Genomic DNA, 17,867 nt, shown 5'->3' with positions numbered 1-17,867 from the left:
TTTTCGCAATGATTGAGCACGCATATTTATCAGTATTGTTGCCTTTAACTATCTCAGTCGCTTTTATTGGTGTTGTATTGCCATTATTAACAGAGCGCTTCGGAAGAAAAGTCACTGCTATTACAGCAGCGGCTGTGATGGCGGTCTGTCTATTATTGCTTGCACCGCTTTTTCCAAGTGCTATTAATGGCGAATCGTTAATTACCCATTTTGACTGGTTGCCAAGTTTTGGTCTTAATCTTTCATTTCGCCTTGATGGCCTAGGTATGCTGTTCTCAATATTGATACTTGGCATTGGCATGCTAGTCGTTTTGTATGCGCATTATTATTTATCAGATGATGATAAGTTAGGGCGTTTTTATGCGCTATTACTTTTATTTATGTCGGCTATGCTGGGGATAGTGCTATCAGAAAATCTGCTCATGATGGTGATGTTTTGGGAGATTACTAGCCTTTCATCATTTCTATTGATTGCGTATAAATCAGCATCACACGAGTCAAGAATTGCTGCACGAATGGCGTTAATCGTGACAGGCGCTGGTGGTTTGGCTTTGCTAGCAGGCGTTTTATTGCTTGGGAAAGTGGCAGGTAGCTATGAGCTTACGCAGGTCATTGAAGCGGCTGCTCAGATAAAGTCAGATCCTTTGTACCCAACCATACTGATATTGGTATTATTGGGCGCCTTTACCAAATCAGCACAGTTTCCTTTTCAGTTTTGGCTACCCAACGCCATGGCAGCGCCTACGCCAGTTTCAGCTTATTTGCATTCGGCAACCATGGTTAAGGCGGGTGTATTTTTATTGGCAAGGTTTTATCCTGTACTTTCTGGTACGGATGCTTGGTTATACAGCGTCAGTACTATCGGTGGTATTACCTTGGTCTATGGTGCTTATCTGGCCATGTACCGTAATGACTTCAAAGGCTTGTTGGCTTACTCTACGATCAGTCATTTGGGGTTAATTACTTTGTTATTTGGGCTAAGCACGCCGATGTCAGTTGTTGCTGCAGTGTTTCATATTATTAACCACGCTATCTTCAAAGCCTCACTTTTCATGGCGGCTGGGATTATTGATCTTGAGTGTGGTTCACGTGACATGCGCCGTGTAAATGGGCTATTTAAGTTAATGCCTATCACAGCAACGCTGGCGATGTTGGCGGCAGGTTCTATGGCTGGTGTGCCTTTGCTAAATGGTTTTTTAAGTAAAGAAATGTTTTTTACTGAATCAATCGTTTTTAATGGATTTGGGAATGCACATTGGATATTGCCGATTTTTGCCACTATTGCTGGTATTTTAGCGGTCGCTTATTCAGCACGATTTATTCATGATGTGTTCTTCAATGGTGAGCCTGTTGATTTGCCACGTGCGCCACGTGAGCCGCCAAGATGGATGCGAGTGCCAGTAGAAATATTAGTGATATTGTGTCTACTGGTTGGTATTTTTCCCGCATGGTCCGTGGGCGCTTTACTTGCTTCTGCAGCAAGCGCAAGCTTGCAAGCGCCTTTGCCAGTATATGATTTAAAAATATGGCATGGATTTAATCTTGCTTTTGTCATGAGCTTGGTTGCTTTAGTTGGTGGTATCGCTATGTATATGAAGCGAGCTAAATTTATAGAGTGGTACGATCAACTGCCTACCATTAATAGCAGGACTTTTTTCGAGCGCGCCTATCATCACTTGGCAGATTATTCCGAGCGCATTATAGTATTCGTCGATAATCGATCATTACAACGCTATATAGCAGTATTGTTCAGTTTTGTTATGGTTTATGGCACATGGGCTTTTATCAGTGGTGATAGTGATGTCAATACAGCATCATTGATGCCGCTAGATACAACGAGTGTTATTGCTTTATTAGCCTTAATAATAGGCGTACTCGGTGCAACATATATGCACCATCGACGACTATTAAGCATTATTCTTGTTGGTGTGGTAGGTTTGGTTGTCTCGTTGATTTTTGTGCGTTTTTCTGCCCCAGATTTAGCGTTGACTCAACTTTCTGTTGAGGTTGTTACCACTGTACTGATGTTGCTTGCACTACATTATCTACCGCAATTTACACCTCAAGAATCCTCCCATATGCGCATGGGCAGAGACATACTGCTAGCGCTAGGTGTTGGGGTTGGGATGGCATTTGTTAGCTTTGAATTATTGACAAGTTCCTTTAGCACAATATCTGATTTTTATCTTCAGCAAGCCGTTCCCAAAGGCGGTGGCAGTAATGTGGTCAATGTGATTCTGGTTGATTTCCGTGGATTTGATACATTAGGTGAAATTTCAGTTTTAGCAATGGCAGCATTGGGTACGCACGCCTTGCTCGATCAGCTGCGCTTAATGCAACCAGAGCGTGATAGTGCTGGGCGTCTTTGGGCAGAAGATGCACATCCATTATTCTTAAAAATGTTAATGCGACCACTATTGCCTTTAGCACTGGCTGTAGCCGTTTATATTTTCTTGAGAGGACATCATTTGCCTGGTGGCGGTTTTGTGGCTGGCCTTGTGACAGGTGTTGCATTAATTTTACAATCGTTAGCTGGTGGGTTTTCATTCGCTCAGGAACGTTTACCAAAATCTTACGCACCACTATTAGGTGGTGGATTGGCGCTAGCCTCTGGCGTTGGATTGATAAGTTTTTTCTTTGTCAGCCCCTTTTTAACCAGTACACATGGTCATATTCACCTTGCAATCCTAGGTGAGATTGAATTGGCATCTGTGATTATTTTTGATTTAGGTGTTTATTTTGTTGTTGTAGCGACAGTTTTATTGATTTTGACAGAGTTGGGACGATTGAATATTAGAGGGGAAAAGATCTAATGGAGGCTATGATGGCAACCGCAATAGGCTTACTGTTTGGCTGCGGTGTTTTTTTGATCTTACGTGCTCGCACATTCCCCGTGATTCTAGGCCTCACGCTTATTTCTTATGGCGTTAATATGTTTTTGTTTGCTAGTGGCCGCTTAGTGATCAACGCACCGCCAATTATTCAAACAGGTGTTGTGCAGTATACTGATCCTATCCCTCAAGCATTAGCATTAACAGCGATTGTGATTGGCTTTGGTATGACCGCTTATATTGTGACATTGGCTTTGAGAGGTTTGTCAGAATCGGGTGACGATCATATCGATATGCTAGAAAAGCAAAGCGACACAATATCTAATCAATCACAAAAGCATCGCCCATGAATCATAGTCCGATATTACCCATATTAGTGCCGTTTATGGCTAGCATTATTTTACTCATGCTGACAGCGAGTAAACTGTGCTGGCAACGGGCTATTAGTGGATTTGCCGTGGTTCTGCTATTGGTGGTGTCCGTACATTTATTGTTACAAACTGATCAACAAATACCGCTTGTTTATGCACTTGGCAATTGGCAAGCGCCATTTGGGATTGTACTTGTAGCTGACAGATTATCCGCTTTGGTTGTTTTGACTACGGCAGTCTTGTCAGTCGCTGTATTGCTATATGCATGTGCTGGATTTGACAAACAGGGTCGCCATTTTCACGCAGTGTTTCAATTTCAGTTGGTAGGTATTAATGGTGCTTTTCTAACAGGGGATGTTTTTAATCTGTTTGTTTTTTTTGAAATCATGTTGCTAGCCTCTTATATTTTATTAGCACATGGTGGCGGTTTAAATAAAAGTCGTGCTGGATTCACCTATGTGGTATTAAACCTCGCGGGCTCCGCGGTATTTTTAGTTGCGCTGGGTTTAATTTATGGGACATTAGGCACACTTAATTTAGCAGATATTGCAATTCAATTGAAAATGGTATCCGCTGAAGACGCGTCGTTAGTGAGACTCTCTGGCGCATTGCTGATGACAGTCTTTTTACTTAAAGCCGCAGTATTACCACTTTCGTTTTGGTTACCTCATGCATACGGTGCTGCCGCTACGCCAGTTGCTGCTTTGTTTGTGATAATGACAAAAGTTGGTATTGTGGCTATTTTACATGTGCAGATGATTGCTTTTAGCGGCGCCCCTGTGATGCAAGGCTTACTGGGCAATTGGTTAATCATAGCCGCATTAGCAACAATAATATTGTCAGCGTTGGGCGTATTGAGTACAAAAAATTTACATGCAATTGTTGCGTGGCTCGTATTAGGTTCTGCTGGCTTGCTACTAATTGTGCCTTCTTTAAATAACGTGTTGGTTACCGCAGCTGGCTTATATTACTTAGTGCAATCAACGATTGTTGCAGCAGCCTTTTTTATGTTAGCTGGGTTAATAGAAGCTGCTGATATTCGTATTGACCATCATAAAGTTTCAATCAATAATCTGCTTAAGTTAGGTTTTTTTGTACTTGCAGCAACGGCTGCTGGTATGCCGCCATTTTCAGGTTTTATTGGTAAGTTGATGCTGCTTTTTGCAGTGAAAGATACTGCAATCGCGCCATTAATATGGGTGGTTTTACTCTTAGCTGGACTGATGACAACACTTGCGCTGGCCAAAACGGGTAGTCGACTGTTTTGGGAAACATTAAATGATGATGCGCCGGCAGCACGAGTCGATATCTTGCCAAATACACGTTATTCATATTTAGCCACCTTTAGCTTAATTGCTTGTTCTTTGTTATTAATGGTACTTGCACAACCTATATCCGCATTTACGCAACGAACAGCAATACAATTGCATGCGTCAGAACAATATATTAATGCCCTCATCCCTTATCATACGCATGTGCCAAGAGGAGTAAGGCCATGAACAGGTTGTTGCCACATCCAGCATTATCCGCAGTCATCTTTTTGGTATGGTTGTTACTGAATAATAGTCTATCGGCTGCCCATATGACCTTGGCTTTTGTGTTGGCGATTAGCTTGCCCATCATAACGCAACGATTTTGGCCAGAAAAAACAACCAGTCTGAAGCTCATACCCGCTCTTTTTTTGATTGGCGTCGTGCTATGGGATATTTTGCTTGCCAGTATTGAGGTCGCTAGACTTATTCTGGGACCAGCAAATAAAATTAAGCCAGCTTTTGTCGAGATTCCTTTAGATTTACAAAATCCCTTCGTTGGCACAATACTCGCTAGTATTGTGTCGTTAACACCAGGCACAGTTTCTATTGATATTGATCGTGCCCGATGGGTATTGCAGGTTCACGCGCTGAATGTAAATGATACAGAAAGCCTGATAAAATCCATTAAGACGCGATATGAGAAGCCATTAAAGGAGATATTTTCATGCTAAATTTAGTCATACCCATTGCGTTTACGATGATTGCATTAGCAATGGTTTTAAGTTTATATCGCATGGTGATTGGTCCAGCGATGACGGATCGGATTCTTGCTCTGGATACGTTATACATTAATACAATTGCTTTACTAGTATTGATTGGTATCTATTTAAACAATGCGTTATATTTTGAGTGCGCTTTGTTAATCGCAATTATGGGATTTGTCGGAACAGTAGCCTTATCTAAATATATTTTGCGAGGGAATATTATAGAATGAGTGGTTGGATAGAGTATTTCATTTCGTTTTTGATAATAGTTGGAGCGAGCTTTACGCTGCTCGGTTCTATCGGATTAGCCAGACTACCGGATTTTTTCATGCGCTTGCACGGCCCAACTAAAACAACAACATTAGGTGTTGGTGCAATGGTCATTGCATCAGCTATTTATTTTAGTGTGCTAAATAATGGTATTAGCTTGCACGAAATAGTAGCCACTGTATTTCTCTTTATAACAGCACCAGTTAGCGCTCATTTGCTGGCAAAAGCAGCATTACATCTTTCAAGTGGAACAAACAAAAAGCACTAAGTCATTTCTATGTAGCAAACGTTGTGTGCGCTTAACGCTTCAACCTGATGTCGTTATCGCTCACTAATCGGCACAAATTCACGACGTATCTCGCCAGTATATAGCTGTCTTGGGCGACCAATTTTATTGTCTGGGTTGGTATGCATTTCATGCCATTGCGCTATCCACCCCGCTGTACGAGCCAGTGCAAAGATAGCAGTAAACATCGAATTTGGAATACCCATTGCGCGCATCACGATGCCGCTGTAAAAATCGACATTTGGATAAAGCTTACGTTTAACAAAATACTCGTCTTCTAAGGCAATTTTTTCAAGCGCCATTGCCAGTTTAAACATGGGGTCATCATGAAGACCGAGTTCATTCAGTACTTCATGACAGGTTTCGCGCATGATAGCCGCTCGTGGATCCATATTGCGATACACTCGATGACCAAAACCCATCAGGCGGAAGCTATCGTTTTTATCTTTAGCACGCTTGATAAATTCATCTATGCGACTCACATCACCAATTTCATCGAGCATTTTCAGTGTCGCTTCATTAGCCCCACCATGTGCAGGGCCCCATAGTGAAGCAATGCCAGCTGCGATACAAGCAAAGGGATTTGCACCACTAGAGCCAACTAAACGCACTGTTGAAGTTGATGCGTTTTGTTCATGATCAGCATGTAGAATAAGGATACGCTCAAATGCTTTAGCCATGACGGGATTCACGACATACTCTTCACATGGTGTTGCAAACATCATATACAAAAAGTTTTCAGCATAGTTCAGCTTATTCTGCGGATACATAAAAGGCTGACCTGACGTGTATTTATAACTCCAAGCTGCTATGGTTGGCGCTTTTGCAAGTAATCGAATAGCCGCTATTTCACGAGACTTTGGATCGGTAATATCGGTGTGTTCCGGGTAAAAGGCAGCCATTGCGCCAACCACAGAAACCATGACTGCCATCGGGTGTGCATCCCGACGAAAGCCTCTGAACACATTGTTCATTTGATCATGCAACATGGTATGCCGCTCTATTGAAGTTCTAAAGGCTTTATTTTCATCTGTCTTGGGTAAATCACCTTTAATCAATAGATATGCTACTTCTAAAAAATCACAACGCTTAGCAAGTTGTTCGATTGGATAACCACGATGATAAAGAAAACCTTTTTCACCATTAATAAAAGTGATATTGGAGTTGCAAGAAGCAGTAGATAAAAAACCAGGATCATAAGTATAAATATCGTGATGACCTAATGTTCGGATATCAATGACATCGTTACCCATGCTGCCAGACAAAATAGGAAGTTCAACAGGCGGCTTGTCATTGTCAAATGTAATGGTTGCTTTTGTTGGTTTGGTTGCCATGGATGACTCTTCAGAATAGATTTGTATTAAGAATATTATACGCAAGACATTTAAAATGTTGAGTAAAAATTCTTATTAAAGTACGTTAATTAGGATAAATGGCGCCTAAAACACGTAATCCTGATGCGCCTGTCACGGCAGGTAGATTACTTGCTGCATTATTGATGGTTTGATTAGCTAGCCAAGCAAAAGCAGCCGCCTCAACCCAATCAACATCCACGCCTAATCGATCGGTTGTTAATAAAGGAATAGTATCCAATGCGGCTTGTAATGTATTGCTCAGTAATTGGTTATGTGCACCACCGCCGCATAAATAGACTTCATCAACATGTGGGCAGTGTTGCTGAATGGCTAGGTAAATAGTATGGCTTGTTAAGGTGACTAATGTGCGTGCGACATCTTCTGGTTTGCAAGAAACATTGGCTAAATGACGCATTAACCAAGTCTCATTTAATAAATCACGTCCTGTACTTTTAGGAGGTGGCAATGAGAAATAGGGATCAGATAACATACTTTTTAACAAGGCATCCTGAGTTGTGCCGGTGGCAGCCCATTTGCCATCCACATCATATTCTCTGCCTATTTTTAATTTAACCCAGTGATCGAGTAGCATATTACCAGGGCCAGAATCAAAGCCAATCACTGCACCTGTTTTCGCTAAGTAAGTGATATTGGCAATACCACCCACATTAACAATGGCGCGATTTTTGTGCGAACTTGAAAATACAGCGCTGTGAAAAGCAGGCACCAGCGGCGCGCCTTGACCGCCCGCCGCTATATCACGACTACGAAAATCACCAACAACAGTGATGTTTGTTAACTCACACAACAAAGCATTATTGCCTAGCTGAATGGTGTACCCAATCGCATCATTCAATTTCGGTTGATGGCGGATGGTTTGGCCATGGCAGCCAATCGCAATGATTTGCTGAGCCGGCAGATTACATTTTGTCAGTAAAGCATTGATGGCTTCTGCATATAAACAGGCCAAATGATTTGCCATTAAAGCCGATTTTTCTAGTTCATTTTCAGATTGGAAATGTAAAGATAATAATGATTGTTTTGTTTCTGTACTATATGCCTGAAAATGCGTTGCTACAACCTTACATTCATGCTTGTTGATTGCAGTCAGTGCAACATCAATGCCATCTAAACTGCTGCCAGACATGACGCCAATAAACAGCGGGGCGTTTTTCATTTTTATTTGCTAGCAATTACTGAGCTACGTTTTAGCATATCAATTTTTGCCATATGTAGTGCGGCATTCGCTTTAAACTCATCTATATATTGCGTCTCAAGCGGTGTGCCTGTAGGTAATTTGACTGTCATGGGATCGCGATGAATGCCATTGAGCAAAAACTCATAATGTAAATGGGGGCCTGTGGCCATGCCTGACATACCAACATACCCAATGATGTCGCCTTGTTGTATTTTCTGACCTTTACGTAGTCCTGTAGCAAAAGCCGATAAATGACCATATAAGGTTTGAATACCGTTACGGTGTTGCAGGATAACTGCATTGCCATAGCCGCCTTTTCTTCCTTTAAATTTAACTACAGCGTCACCAGATGCTTTGATACGGGTGCCAGTTGGCGCAGCAAAATCGACACCTTTATGTGCTCTTACTCTGTGCAGTACAGGATGAAAGCGTCCACGACTAAAAGACGAGCTGATGCGCGTGAACTCAAGCGGTGAGCGCAAAAAAGACTTGTGCAAACTCTTACCTTCTGGAGTGTAGTAAGCGGATTTAGTATCCGTTTTGCCAAAATGGATTGCTTGATACGTTTTGCCGCGATTTACAATTTCGACAGCGAGAATATTACCTGTTCGCATCAGTTCGCCGTGGCTATACAAGCCCTCATAGACGACATTAATCGTATCCCCAGGTCTGAGGTCCTGATTGAAATCAATCTCGCTAGAAAAAATATCAGCAATCTTTAACGCGATACTATCAGGAATACCTGCGGCATCAGTTGCGCCAAACAAAGAACTTTTGATAGTTGCCGACTTAAGAATCTGATGCGTAGTGAATGGAATTTTTTCCTTATTAATTTGATAGCCGTCAGCCATTAACCTAGCAACTAAACGATCATCATCTGGCAGTTTATATTCAAGATAAAGTAACTTTCCTTTCGCATCAATCTCAGTGTTGATGCCTCTACCAGGAATAAGTTGCGTATTCAATTCGCGCGTTTCTGGGGTATAGGTAAAAAACTTCAGCGCATCATTATCTTGTACTGATAAACGATTAAAAATCACATCAAGTGTGTCATTGCGCCGTACTTCATCCGTCTGCCAAAAAGTTTCGTTTTGGTTCGGTTGTTTTTGGATAGTTGGCAAAGGAATATTATGTATTGTCGTTTTAATTGGCAAATAACCAGCTTCACTATCGGGCGCAGCGCTCAGCGTAGCAATCAACAGCATAACGGGGAGCATGCAGACTACAAATAACCAATGAAATCTAATCTTGCGCGCAGCTAATAATTTGTTTTGCGTTAGAATAACGTACTTGGCAAATTGGTTTTTTTGAAACATAGTTTAATTAAAGACCATAAGTGCTTGAATAAAGAGTGTATCTTAGCAGAAAAATCGACGCATGAAAAAACAACCTGGCAATTAATAACATTCTTTACTAAAGTTATTGGAAATAAAGTGAATACGGACATCAATCAATCATTAGCGATTATTAAACGCGGCGCAGATGAACTATTAATTGAATCAGAACTAATCGAAAAGTTCAAAAAAGGTCAGCCGTTAAGAATTAAAGCAGGCTTTGATCCTACAGCACCAGATTTGCATTTAGGCCATACCGTGCTGATTAATAAGCTACGTCATTTTCAAGATTTGGGACACCAAGTCTTATTTCTAATTGGCGATTTTACTGGCATGATTGGCGACCCTACAGGCAAAAGTGTAACGCGACCACCGCTCACTAAAGAGCAAGTGGCAGAAAACGCAACCTCTTATGCCGCCCAAGTATTCAAAATATTAGATAAAGAAAAAACAGAAATTGTATTTAACTCACATTGGCTCACAGATTTAGGTGCAGCAGGCATGCTCAAGCTGGCTGCTAGTCATACCGTTGCAAGAATGTTAGAGCGCGATGATTTTTCTAAACGATTTAAAAATAATCAGCCAATTGCAATTCATGAATTTATGTACCCTTTGTTACAAGGTTACGATTCCGTTGTGCTAAAAGCAGATGTAGAGTTGGGTGGAACGGATCAGAAATTCAATCTGCTCATGGGACGAGAACTACAAAAGCAAGCAGGGCAATCACAACAATGCGTCCTGACTATGCCATTACTAGAAGGTTTAGATGGCGTGAACAAAATGTCTAAATCACTGGGTAATTATATTGGCATCAACGAGCCGCCGGAAATCATTTTTGCTAAATTAATGTCAATTTCAGATGCGTTGATGTGGCGTTATATTGAGTTACTGTCTTTCGAGTCATTAGCAACTATTGCAAAGTGGAAGCAACAAGTTGAGAGTGGAGAAAATCCGCGCAATATTAAAGTGCGTTTTGCGCAAGAAATTGTGACACGTTTTCACAGTCAAACGGATGCCGAAAAAGCATTAAGTGACTTTCAAACACGTGCCAAAGGCGGCATTCCAGATGAAGTGCCAGAAATGACTATAGCAATTGAAACTGACACCATAGGTATCACGCAAATGCTCAAACTTGCCAACTTGGTAGAGAGCACCAGTGAAGCCATGCGCGCGATACAACAAGGCGGCGTCAAGTTGGATGGCGCGAAGGTCGAAGATAAAAACTTGCAGCTTAGCAAAGGTGTAACAACAATAGCGCAGGTGGGTAAACGTAAGTTTGCCAAGGTCACTCTCGAATCATCCTAGGACTGCGTCAATGCTTGGCTATGATTAATACTGTTCTTAGTGCCAATCTGTATTCATAGCACGAGATAGATTAATAAAGAAAAAGTAGCTGCGCTCAACTACGCGCTTTATCACATTCCCCTTTTTCAACGCTTAAACAAAGCATTCGTTGTTATTTAATGATTAGTGAATTTATTCATAAAATTATTAAATTGTAATTAAATTGTAATAAACTCAAATTAGCACTTGACCAAATTGATAGCCACGTTAAAATGCGCCCTCGCTTGAAAAATTCAGCGAAAGCGCAACAAAAATACAGTGTCAAATAATTAATATAAAGAAACTTTAATTTAAGACTTGACCGGCTCTAAAAGCCCTGTATAATTCGCGCTTCGTTAAACGGGAAGCATTATTTAAACCGCTTTTAACACTGTTCTTTAACAATCAGAATGACTGATAAGTGTGGGTGTTTGTGGCTGAGGTATAGCCATTATATTTTCGGATATGATGGACTCAAGATACAAATGCTTACACTTAAATTTATGACAAGTATGTAATGACCATTGGTTAGCAATAACTGATGGGTACAAGACACACCTTGGAAATGAATTTGAGTTTTTATAGAGAGTAATCTTTATAGATATAAAAGCAAAAGCGAAATACCACCTTGCCTGTAAAAGGGTGAGGAATAAGTAATAGTTGTGAATTAAACTGAAGAGTTTGATCATGGCTCAGATTGAACGCTGGCGGAATGCTTTACACATGCAAGTCGAACGATGAACCTTAGCTTGCTAAGGGGATTAGTGGCGGACGGGTGAGTAATATATCGGAACGTATCCATTAATGGGGGATAACTAACCGAAAGGTTGGCTAATACCGCATACGCCCTGAGGGGGAAAGCTGGGGATCTTCGGACCTGGCGTTAATGGGGCGGCCGATACCTGATTAGCTAGTTGGTGGGGTAAAGGCCTACCAAGGCGACGATCAGTAGCTGGTCTGAGAGGACGACCAGCCACACTGGGACTGAGACACGGCCCAGACTCCTACGGGAGGCAGCAGTGGGGAATTTTGGACAATGGGGGCAACCCTGATCCAGCCATTCCGCGTGAGTGAAGAAGGCCTTCGGGTTGTAAAGCTCTTTCGCAAGGGAAGAAAAGATGCGAGTGAATAGCTTGTGTTGATGACGGTACCTTGATAAGAAGCACCGGCTAACTACGTGCCAGCAGCCGCGGTAATACGTAGGGTGCAAGCGTTAATCGGAATTACTGGGCGTAAAGCGTGCGCAGGCTGTTTGGCAAGTCAGATGTGAAATCCCCGAGCTCAACTTGGGAACTGCGTTTGAAACTGCCAGACTAGAATAGGTCAGAGGGGGGTAGAATTCCACGTGTAGCAGTGAAATGCGTAGAGATGTGGAGGAATACCAATGGCGAAGGCAGCCCCCTGGGATCATATTGACGCTCATGCACGAAAGCGTGGGGAGCGAACAGGATTAGATACCCTGGTAGTCCACGCCCTAAACGATGTCAACTAGTTGTTGGTGGAGTAAAATCCATGAGTAACGTAGCTAACGCGTGAAGTTGACCGCCTGGGGAGTACGGTCGCAAGATTAAAACTCAAATGAATTGACGGGGGCCCGCACAAGCGGTGGATTATGTGGATTAATTCGATGCAACGCGAAAAACCTTACCTGGCCTTGACATGTACGGAACTTTCCAGAGATGGATTGGTGCCTTCGGGAACCGTAACACAGGTGCTGCATGGCTGTCGTCAGCTCGTGTCGTGAGATGTTGGGTTAAGTCCCGCAACGAGCGCAACCCTTGCCAATAATTGCCATCATTTAGTTGGGCACTTTATTGGGACTGCCGGTGACAAACCGGAGGAAGGTGGGGATGACGTCAAGTCCTCATGGCCCTTATGGCCAGGGCTTCACACGTAATACAATGGTCGGTACAGAGGGTTGCCAAGCCGCGAGGTGGAGCCAATCCCAGAAAGCCGATCGTAGTCCGGATTGTTCTCTGCAACTCGAGAGCATGAAGTCGGAATCGCTAGTAATCGCGGATCAGAATGTCGCGGTGAATACGTTCCCGGGCCTTGTACACACCGCCCGTCACACCATGGGAGTGGGTTTTACCAGAAGTAGGTAGTCTAACCGCAAGGGGGACGCTTACCACGGTAGTATTCATGACTGGGGTGAAGTCGTAACAAGGTAGCCGTATCGGAAGGTGCGGCTGGATCACCTCCTTTCTAGAGAAATGTGCCTAGGTTGCAAGCATTCACACTTATCAGTCGTTCAGATATAGCAATATCAAAGATTGGCCAAAACATTAGCGGACACGCTAATTGAACCTTTAATTAGGGTCTGTAGCTCAGCTGGTTAGAGCACTGTGTTGATAACGCAGGGGTCGATGGTTCGAGTCCATCCAGACCCACCAGATATCGCCTTACATGGGGGATTAGCTCAGCTGGGAGAGCACCTGCTTTGCAAGCAGGGGGTCAACGGTTCGATCCCGTTATCCTCCACCAAAAGCCATGGAAGGTGTAAAGATCTTTGATAAGTAAAACCTAGAAGCAAGTCTTGTGAGGGTATTGAGTTCACAATATTTGCTTCTAGCTTTTTAGCTAGCGTGTTCTTTAACAAAATGGAAGAAGTAAAGAGAGTATAGAAGTTGTGATGACTTTTATATTCAAATGGGTAATATTATCTTAGTCGGATAATATTATTGATTGCAAAATCGAAAATCATTTTGCTTTGTTGTGTTTAATTGAATGTAAAGTTTGATTAAAGGCAAATGAAGTTGAAATAACAAACCATTCATTATTTTAATAACCTTGGAATAATGAAGAAGTTGCTTTAGAAAACCTATAATTGTGTCTCATGCACAAAGATTTGAATGAGGGAGTAATTCCGAAGAAGGCGTTCAGGTTTTAACGTTATAGGGTCAAGTGAATAAGTGCATATGGTGGATGCCTTGGCGATTACAGGCGATGAAGGACGTGATAATCTGCGAAAAGCTTCGGGGAGCTGATAAATAAGCTTTGATCCGGAGATGTCCGAATGGGGAAACCCACCCGCAAGGGTAACCGCTCCTGAATATATAGGGAGATGGTGGCAAACCGAGTGAACTGAAACATCTAAGTAGCTCGAGGAAAAGAAATCAACCGAGATTCCGTAAGTAGTGGCGAGCGAACGCGGAACAGCCTGTTATTTTTAGCACATGCGATAGTAGAACGGAATGGAAAGTCCGGCCATAGAGGGTGATAGCCCCTTATACGAAATCCCGTGTGTGGAACTAGGATAACGACAAGTAGGGCGGGGCACGAGAAACCTTGTCTGAACATGGGGGGACCATCCTCCAAGGCTAAATACTCGTAATCGACCGATAGTGAACTAGTACCGTGAGGGAAAGGCGAAAAGAACCCCGGGAGGGGAGTGAAATAGATCCTGAAACCGTATGCATACAAACAGTGGGAGCGGACTTGTTCCGTGACTGCGTACCTTTTGTATAATGGGTCAGCGACTTACATTCAGTAGCAAGCTTAACCGATAGGGGAGGCGTAGCGAAAGCGAGTCCGAATAGGGCGTTCAGTTGCTGGGTGTAGACCCGAAACCAAGTGATCTATCCATGGCCAGGATGAAGGTGCCGTAACAGGTACTGGAGGTCCGAACCCACAAATGTTGAAAAATTTGGGGATGAGCTGTGGATAGGGGTGAAAGGCTAAACAAACTTGGAGATAGCTGGTTCTCTCCGAAAACTATTTAGGTAGTGCCTCGTATATCATTCTCGGGGGTAGAGCACTGTTATGGCTAGGGGGTGCATAAGTACTTACCAAACCATTGCAAACTCCGAATACCGAGAAATGCAATTACGGGAGACAGACTGCGGGTGCTAACGTCCGTAGTCAAGAGGGAAACAACCCAGACCGACAGCTAAGGTCCCAAATGACGTGCTAAGTGGAAAACGAAGTGGGAAGGCACAGACAGCCAGGAGGTTGGCTTAGAAGCAGCCATCCTTTAAAGAAAGCGTAATAGCTCACTGGTCGAGTCGTCCTGCGCGGAAGATGTAACGGGGCTAAGCACGTAACCGAAGCTTCGGATACTAATTTATTAGTATGGTAGGAGAGCGTTCTGTAGGCCTGCGAAGGTGTTCTGTGAGGGATGCTGGAGGTATCAGAAGTGCGAATGCTGACATGAGTAGCGATAAAGGGGGTGAAAAGCCCCCTCGCCGAAAGCCCAAGGTTTCCTGCGCAACGTTCATCGGCGCAGGGTGAGTCGGCCCCTAAGGTGAGGCAGAGATGCGTAGCTGATGGGAAACAGGTTAATATTCCTGTACCTCTATACAATGCGATGTGGGGACGGAGAAGGTTAGGTCAGCCGGGTGTTGGATGTCCCGGTTCAAGCGAGTAGGTTGGTTCTTTAGGCAAATCCGGAGAGCTAAGACCGAGACGTGATAACGAGTGTACTTTGTACATGAAGTGATTGATACCATGCTTCCAAGAAAAGCCACTAAGCTTCAGTTGTATAAGACCGTACCGCAAACCGACACAGGTGGGCAGGATGAGAATTCTAAGGCGCTTGAGAGAACTCTAGAGAAGGAACTCGGCAAAATAACACCGTAACTTCGGGAGAAGGTGTGCCCCGGTAGTGTGTAGCGATTTACTCGTGAAGCACGATGGGGTTGCAGTGAAAAGGTGGCTGCGACTGTTTAATAAAAACATAGCACTGTGCTAACACGAAAGTGGACGTATACGGTGTGACGCCTGCCCGGTGCTGGAAGATTAAATGATGGGGTGCAAGCTCTTGATTGAAGTCCCAGTAAACGGCGGCCGTAACTATAACGGTCCTAAGGTAGCGAAATTCCTTGTCGGGTAAGTTCCGACCCGCACGAATGGCGTAACGATGGCCACACTGTCTCCTCTAGGGACTCAGCGAAGTTGAAGTGGTTGTGAAGATGCAATCTACCCGCGGCTAGACGGAAAGACCCCATGAACCTTTACTGTAGCTTTACATTGGACTTTGACAAGATTTGTGTAGGATAGGTGGGAGACGTTGAGATAGGGACGCTAGTTCTTATGGAGTCATCCTTGAAATACCACCCTGATGTTGTTGAGGTTCTAACCTAGGTCCATAATCTGGATCGGGGACCGTGTATGGTGGGCAGTTTGACTGGGGCGGTCTCCTCCCAAAGAGTAACGGAGGAGTGCGAAGGTAACCTAGGTACGGTCGGAAATCGTACTGATAGTGCAATGGCATAAGGTTGCTTGACTGCGAGACGGACAGGTCGAGCAGGTGCGAAAGCAGGTCATAGTGATCCGGTGGTTCTGTATGGAAGGGCCATCGCTCAACGGATAAAAGGTACTCTGGGGATAACAGGCTGATTCCTCCCAAGAGTTCATATCGACGGGGGAGTTTGGCACCTCGATGTCGGCTCATCACATCCTGGGGCTGTAGCCGGTCCCAAGGGTATGGCTGTTCGCCATTTAAAGTGGTACGTGAGCTGGGTTTAAAACGTCGTGAGACAGTTTGGTCCCTATCTGCCGTGGGCGCTGGAAATTTGAAGGGACCTGCTCCTAGTACGAGAGGACCGGAGTGGACGCATCTCTGGTGGACCGGTTATCACGCCAGTGGTATCGCCGGGTAGCTAAATGCGGAAGAGATAAACGCTGAAAGCATCTAAGCGTGAAACTCGCCTTAAGATGAGATTTCCCTGGGGGTTTAACCCCCCTAAAGAGTCGTTCGAGACCAGGACGTTGATAGGTCAGGTGTGGAAGCGCTGTAAGGCGTGAAGCTAACTGATACTAATTGCTCGTGAGGCTTGATCCTATAACCTTAAGACTTGAAGATAGTGAATATCTTTTAGGAAGAGGTTGGTTCTAAAGTGACCAAAAAAACGAAATAAACAATCAAAGCCCATTACTTTATATAAAATCTGTAACAGATTATATAAAGCATCTTTACTTCTTCCAATTTGTTAAAGGCTGTTAGATAAACTGATGTTTATAACAGCGTTACATTACCGTTTATGCTTGGTGGCAATAGCGGTTTGGACCCACCCCTTCCCATCTCGAACAGGGCCGTGAAACGAACCTGCGCCAATGATAGTATGCTCTTCGCATGCGAAAGTAGGTCACCGCCAAGCTCTTATTTAGTGTCTAACTAAGCTCCTTTATGGGGCTTTTTTAGTTTTTGATTTTAGCTTTTTTAAACAGATTTAGTTGGCTGCTAAATAATAATAGGCAATGGATATTGATATATAGAGAAAAAATGACAGTTTTGAAAAGTCATCATTCTTTATAAATCGATGCAACACATTCCAATTCACTGAATTTATTGATATAATTGTTGTTGTTTAGGGGCGGTAGGCCCTTTTTTTATTTCCGCGACTTTTGTGGTTGAAGTTAAAAGGATATGTTGTGCAGGATTTGCAAAGTTTAGTTGAGAAAACAGTTGCCCAGCTTGGTTTTGATTTGGTTGACTTTGAAATGTCGAACCGAGGTAAGCTATTGCGTGTTTTTATCGATAAGCTTAATCCGAAAGATATAAAGGATACTGTTAACATTGATGATTGTGTGTTGGTGAGCAATCAATTAGGCAATGTTTTAACGGTTGAACATGAGGTTGATTATGACAGGCTTGAGGTTTCGTCCCCAGGCATGGATAGAGTATTAAAGAAGGAACAGGATTTTGTGCGATTTATAGGTGAGCGTGCTCAGATTAAGTTGCGGGCTCCTTTGCTTGTGCAGAATAAAGAGCCAAGAAAGAATTTTGTTGGTATTTTGCGCGGGCTAGAGGCCGGATTATTACATATTGAATGTGATGGCATGATTGAGATTTTGCCGTTAACTGATATTGATAAAGCACGCTTAAGTCCACAGTTTTAATAATTGTTGAATTAGTTTTAATCGTTAAGTAATCATTTTTTA

The 17,867-nt window shown here is 43.2% G+C and carries 11 protein-coding genes, 2 tRNA genes and 3 rRNA genes; 13 read left to right on the top strand and 3 right to left on the bottom strand.

Going from position 1 to position 17,867, the window contains the following annotated elements; translation table 11 throughout:
• Positions 1–8 precede the first annotated feature (8 nt).
• The 6 genes from KFB94_04905 to KFB94_04880 are packed head-to-tail and all read left to right on the top strand — an operon-like array spanning position 9 to position 5,757.
• Positions 9–2,813, top strand: coding sequence for a monovalent cation/H+ antiporter subunit A (locus KFB94_04905; protein ID QVL46427.1), 2,805 nt, complete (start codon positions 9–11; stop codon positions 2,811–2,813).
• Positions 2,813–3,181 carry a Na+/H+ antiporter subunit C gene (locus tag KFB94_04900; protein ID QVL46426.1) on the top strand — a complete coding sequence of 123 codons (369 nt, stop codon included), beginning with the start codon at positions 2,813–2,815 and terminating at the stop codon, positions 3,179–3,181. The genes KFB94_04905 and KFB94_04900 overlap by 1 nt, the downstream gene beginning before the upstream one ends.
• Positions 3,178–4,701, top strand: a complete 1,524-nt coding sequence (locus KFB94_04895; protein ID QVL46425.1) for a monovalent cation/H+ antiporter subunit D — start codon at positions 3,178–3,180, stop codon at positions 4,699–4,701. Before KFB94_04900 ends, KFB94_04895 begins: the two co-directional genes overlap by 4 nt.
• Positions 4,698–5,186, top strand: a complete 489-nt coding sequence (locus KFB94_04890) for a Na+/H+ antiporter subunit E (protein QVL46424.1) — start codon at positions 4,698–4,700, stop codon at positions 5,184–5,186. The genes KFB94_04895 and KFB94_04890 overlap by 4 nt, the downstream gene beginning before the upstream one ends.
• Entirely contained in the window at positions 5,180–5,449 is a 270-nt protein-coding gene (locus tag KFB94_04885) for a K+/H+ antiporter subunit F (GenBank protein QVL46423.1), read from the top strand. The genes KFB94_04890 and KFB94_04885 overlap by 7 nt, the downstream gene beginning before the upstream one ends.
• Entirely contained in the window at positions 5,446–5,757 is a 312-nt protein-coding gene (locus KFB94_04880; GenBank protein QVL46422.1) for a Na+/H+ antiporter subunit G, read from the top strand. The genes KFB94_04885 and KFB94_04880 overlap by 4 nt, the downstream gene beginning before the upstream one ends.
• A 53-nt stretch (positions 5,758–5,810) precedes the next feature.
• Here the strand turns inward: KFB94_04880 and gltA are convergent, their stop codons facing one another.
• From gltA to KFB94_04865, 3 genes are all read right to left on the bottom strand, one after another.
• Positions 5,811–7,109 (bottom strand): citrate (Si)-synthase, encoded by a 1,299-nt coding sequence (gene gltA, locus KFB94_04875; GenBank protein ID QVL46421.1) that lies wholly within the window; start codon positions 7,107–7,109, stop codon positions 5,811–5,813.
• Between the two features lie 85 nt (positions 7,110–7,194).
• A complete protein-coding gene (locus KFB94_04870; GenBank protein ID QVL46420.1) occupies positions 7,195–8,307 on the bottom strand; it encodes an anhydro-N-acetylmuramic acid kinase in 1,113 nt (370 codons plus the stop codon).
• 2 nt (positions 8,308–8,309) lie between these two features.
• Positions 8,310–9,644 carry a M23 family metallopeptidase gene (locus tag KFB94_04865; protein QVL46419.1) on the bottom strand — a complete coding sequence of 445 codons (1,335 nt, stop codon included), beginning with the start codon at positions 9,642–9,644 and terminating at the stop codon, positions 8,310–8,312.
• Between the two features lie 117 nt (positions 9,645–9,761).
• On the opposite strand from KFB94_04865, the gene KFB94_04860 reads away from it, so the two are divergent.
• The 7 genes from KFB94_04860 (at position 9,762) to rimP (ending at position 17,825) form a co-directional block, all read left to right on the top strand.
• Positions 9,762–10,967 carry a tyrosine--tRNA ligase gene (locus tag KFB94_04860; protein QVL46418.1) on the top strand — a complete coding sequence of 402 codons (1,206 nt, stop codon included), beginning with the start codon at positions 9,762–9,764 and terminating at the stop codon, positions 10,965–10,967.
• A gap of 687 nt (positions 10,968–11,654) precedes the next feature.
• Positions 11,655–13,190: ribosomal RNA gene (locus KFB94_04855) — 16S ribosomal RNA — on the top strand.
• 111 nt (positions 13,191–13,301) lie between these two features.
• Positions 13,302–13,378, top strand: a tRNA-Ile gene (locus KFB94_04850).
• A 15-nt stretch (positions 13,379–13,393) separates the two neighbouring features.
• Positions 13,394–13,469, top strand: a tRNA-Ala gene (locus tag KFB94_04845).
• 414 nt (positions 13,470–13,883) lie between these two features.
• Positions 13,884–16,767, top strand: a 23S ribosomal RNA gene (locus KFB94_04840).
• 202 nt (positions 16,768–16,969) lie between these two features.
• Positions 16,970–17,083: ribosomal RNA gene (gene rrf, locus KFB94_04835) — 5S ribosomal RNA — on the top strand.
• Together the 16S, 23S and 5S rRNA genes with 2 tRNA genes alongside form the textbook arrangement of a ribosomal RNA operon.
• 274 nt (positions 17,084–17,357) lie before the next feature.
• Positions 17,358–17,825, top strand: coding sequence for a ribosome maturation factor RimP (gene rimP / locus KFB94_04830; GenBank protein ID QVL46417.1), 468 nt, complete (start codon positions 17,358–17,360; stop codon positions 17,823–17,825).
• Positions 17,826–17,867 lie beyond the last annotated feature (42 nt).

The sequence above is a fragment of the Methylophilaceae bacterium genome, assembly GCA_018398995.1.
Lineage (GTDB): Bacteria > Pseudomonadota > Gammaproteobacteria > Burkholderiales > Methylophilaceae.
This window is presented reverse-complemented; position numbering and strand designations above follow the sequence as displayed.

Excerpts from the sequence above, each read along its gene's own strand:
- KFB94_04905 (QVL46427.1), top strand. The coding sequence starts at position 9 with ATGATTGAGCACGCATATTTATCAGTATTGTTGCCTTTAACTATCTCA.
- KFB94_04900 (QVL46426.1), top strand. The coding sequence starts at position 2,813 with ATGGAGGCTATGATGGCAACCGCAATAGGCTTACTGTTTGGCTGCGGT.
- KFB94_04895 (QVL46425.1), top strand. The coding sequence starts at position 3,178 with ATGAATCATAGTCCGATATTACCCATATTAGTGCCGTTTATGGCTAGC.
- KFB94_04890 (QVL46424.1), top strand. The coding sequence starts at position 4,698 with ATGAACAGGTTGTTGCCACATCCAGCATTATCCGCAGTCATCTTTTTG.
- KFB94_04885 (QVL46423.1), top strand. The coding sequence starts at position 5,180 with ATGCTAAATTTAGTCATACCCATTGCGTTTACGATGATTGCATTAGCA.
- KFB94_04880 (QVL46422.1), top strand. The coding sequence starts at position 5,446 with ATGAGTGGTTGGATAGAGTATTTCATTTCGTTTTTGATAATAGTTGGA.
- gltA (QVL46421.1), bottom strand. The coding sequence starts at position 7,109 with ATGGCAACCAAACCAACAAAAGCAACCATTACATTTGACAATGACAAG.
- KFB94_04870 (QVL46420.1), bottom strand. The coding sequence starts at position 8,307 with ATGAAAAACGCCCCGCTGTTTATTGGCGTCATGTCTGGCAGCAGTTTA.
- KFB94_04865 (QVL46419.1), bottom strand. The coding sequence starts at position 9,644 with ATGTTTCAAAAAAACCAATTTGCCAAGTACGTTATTCTAACGCAAAAC.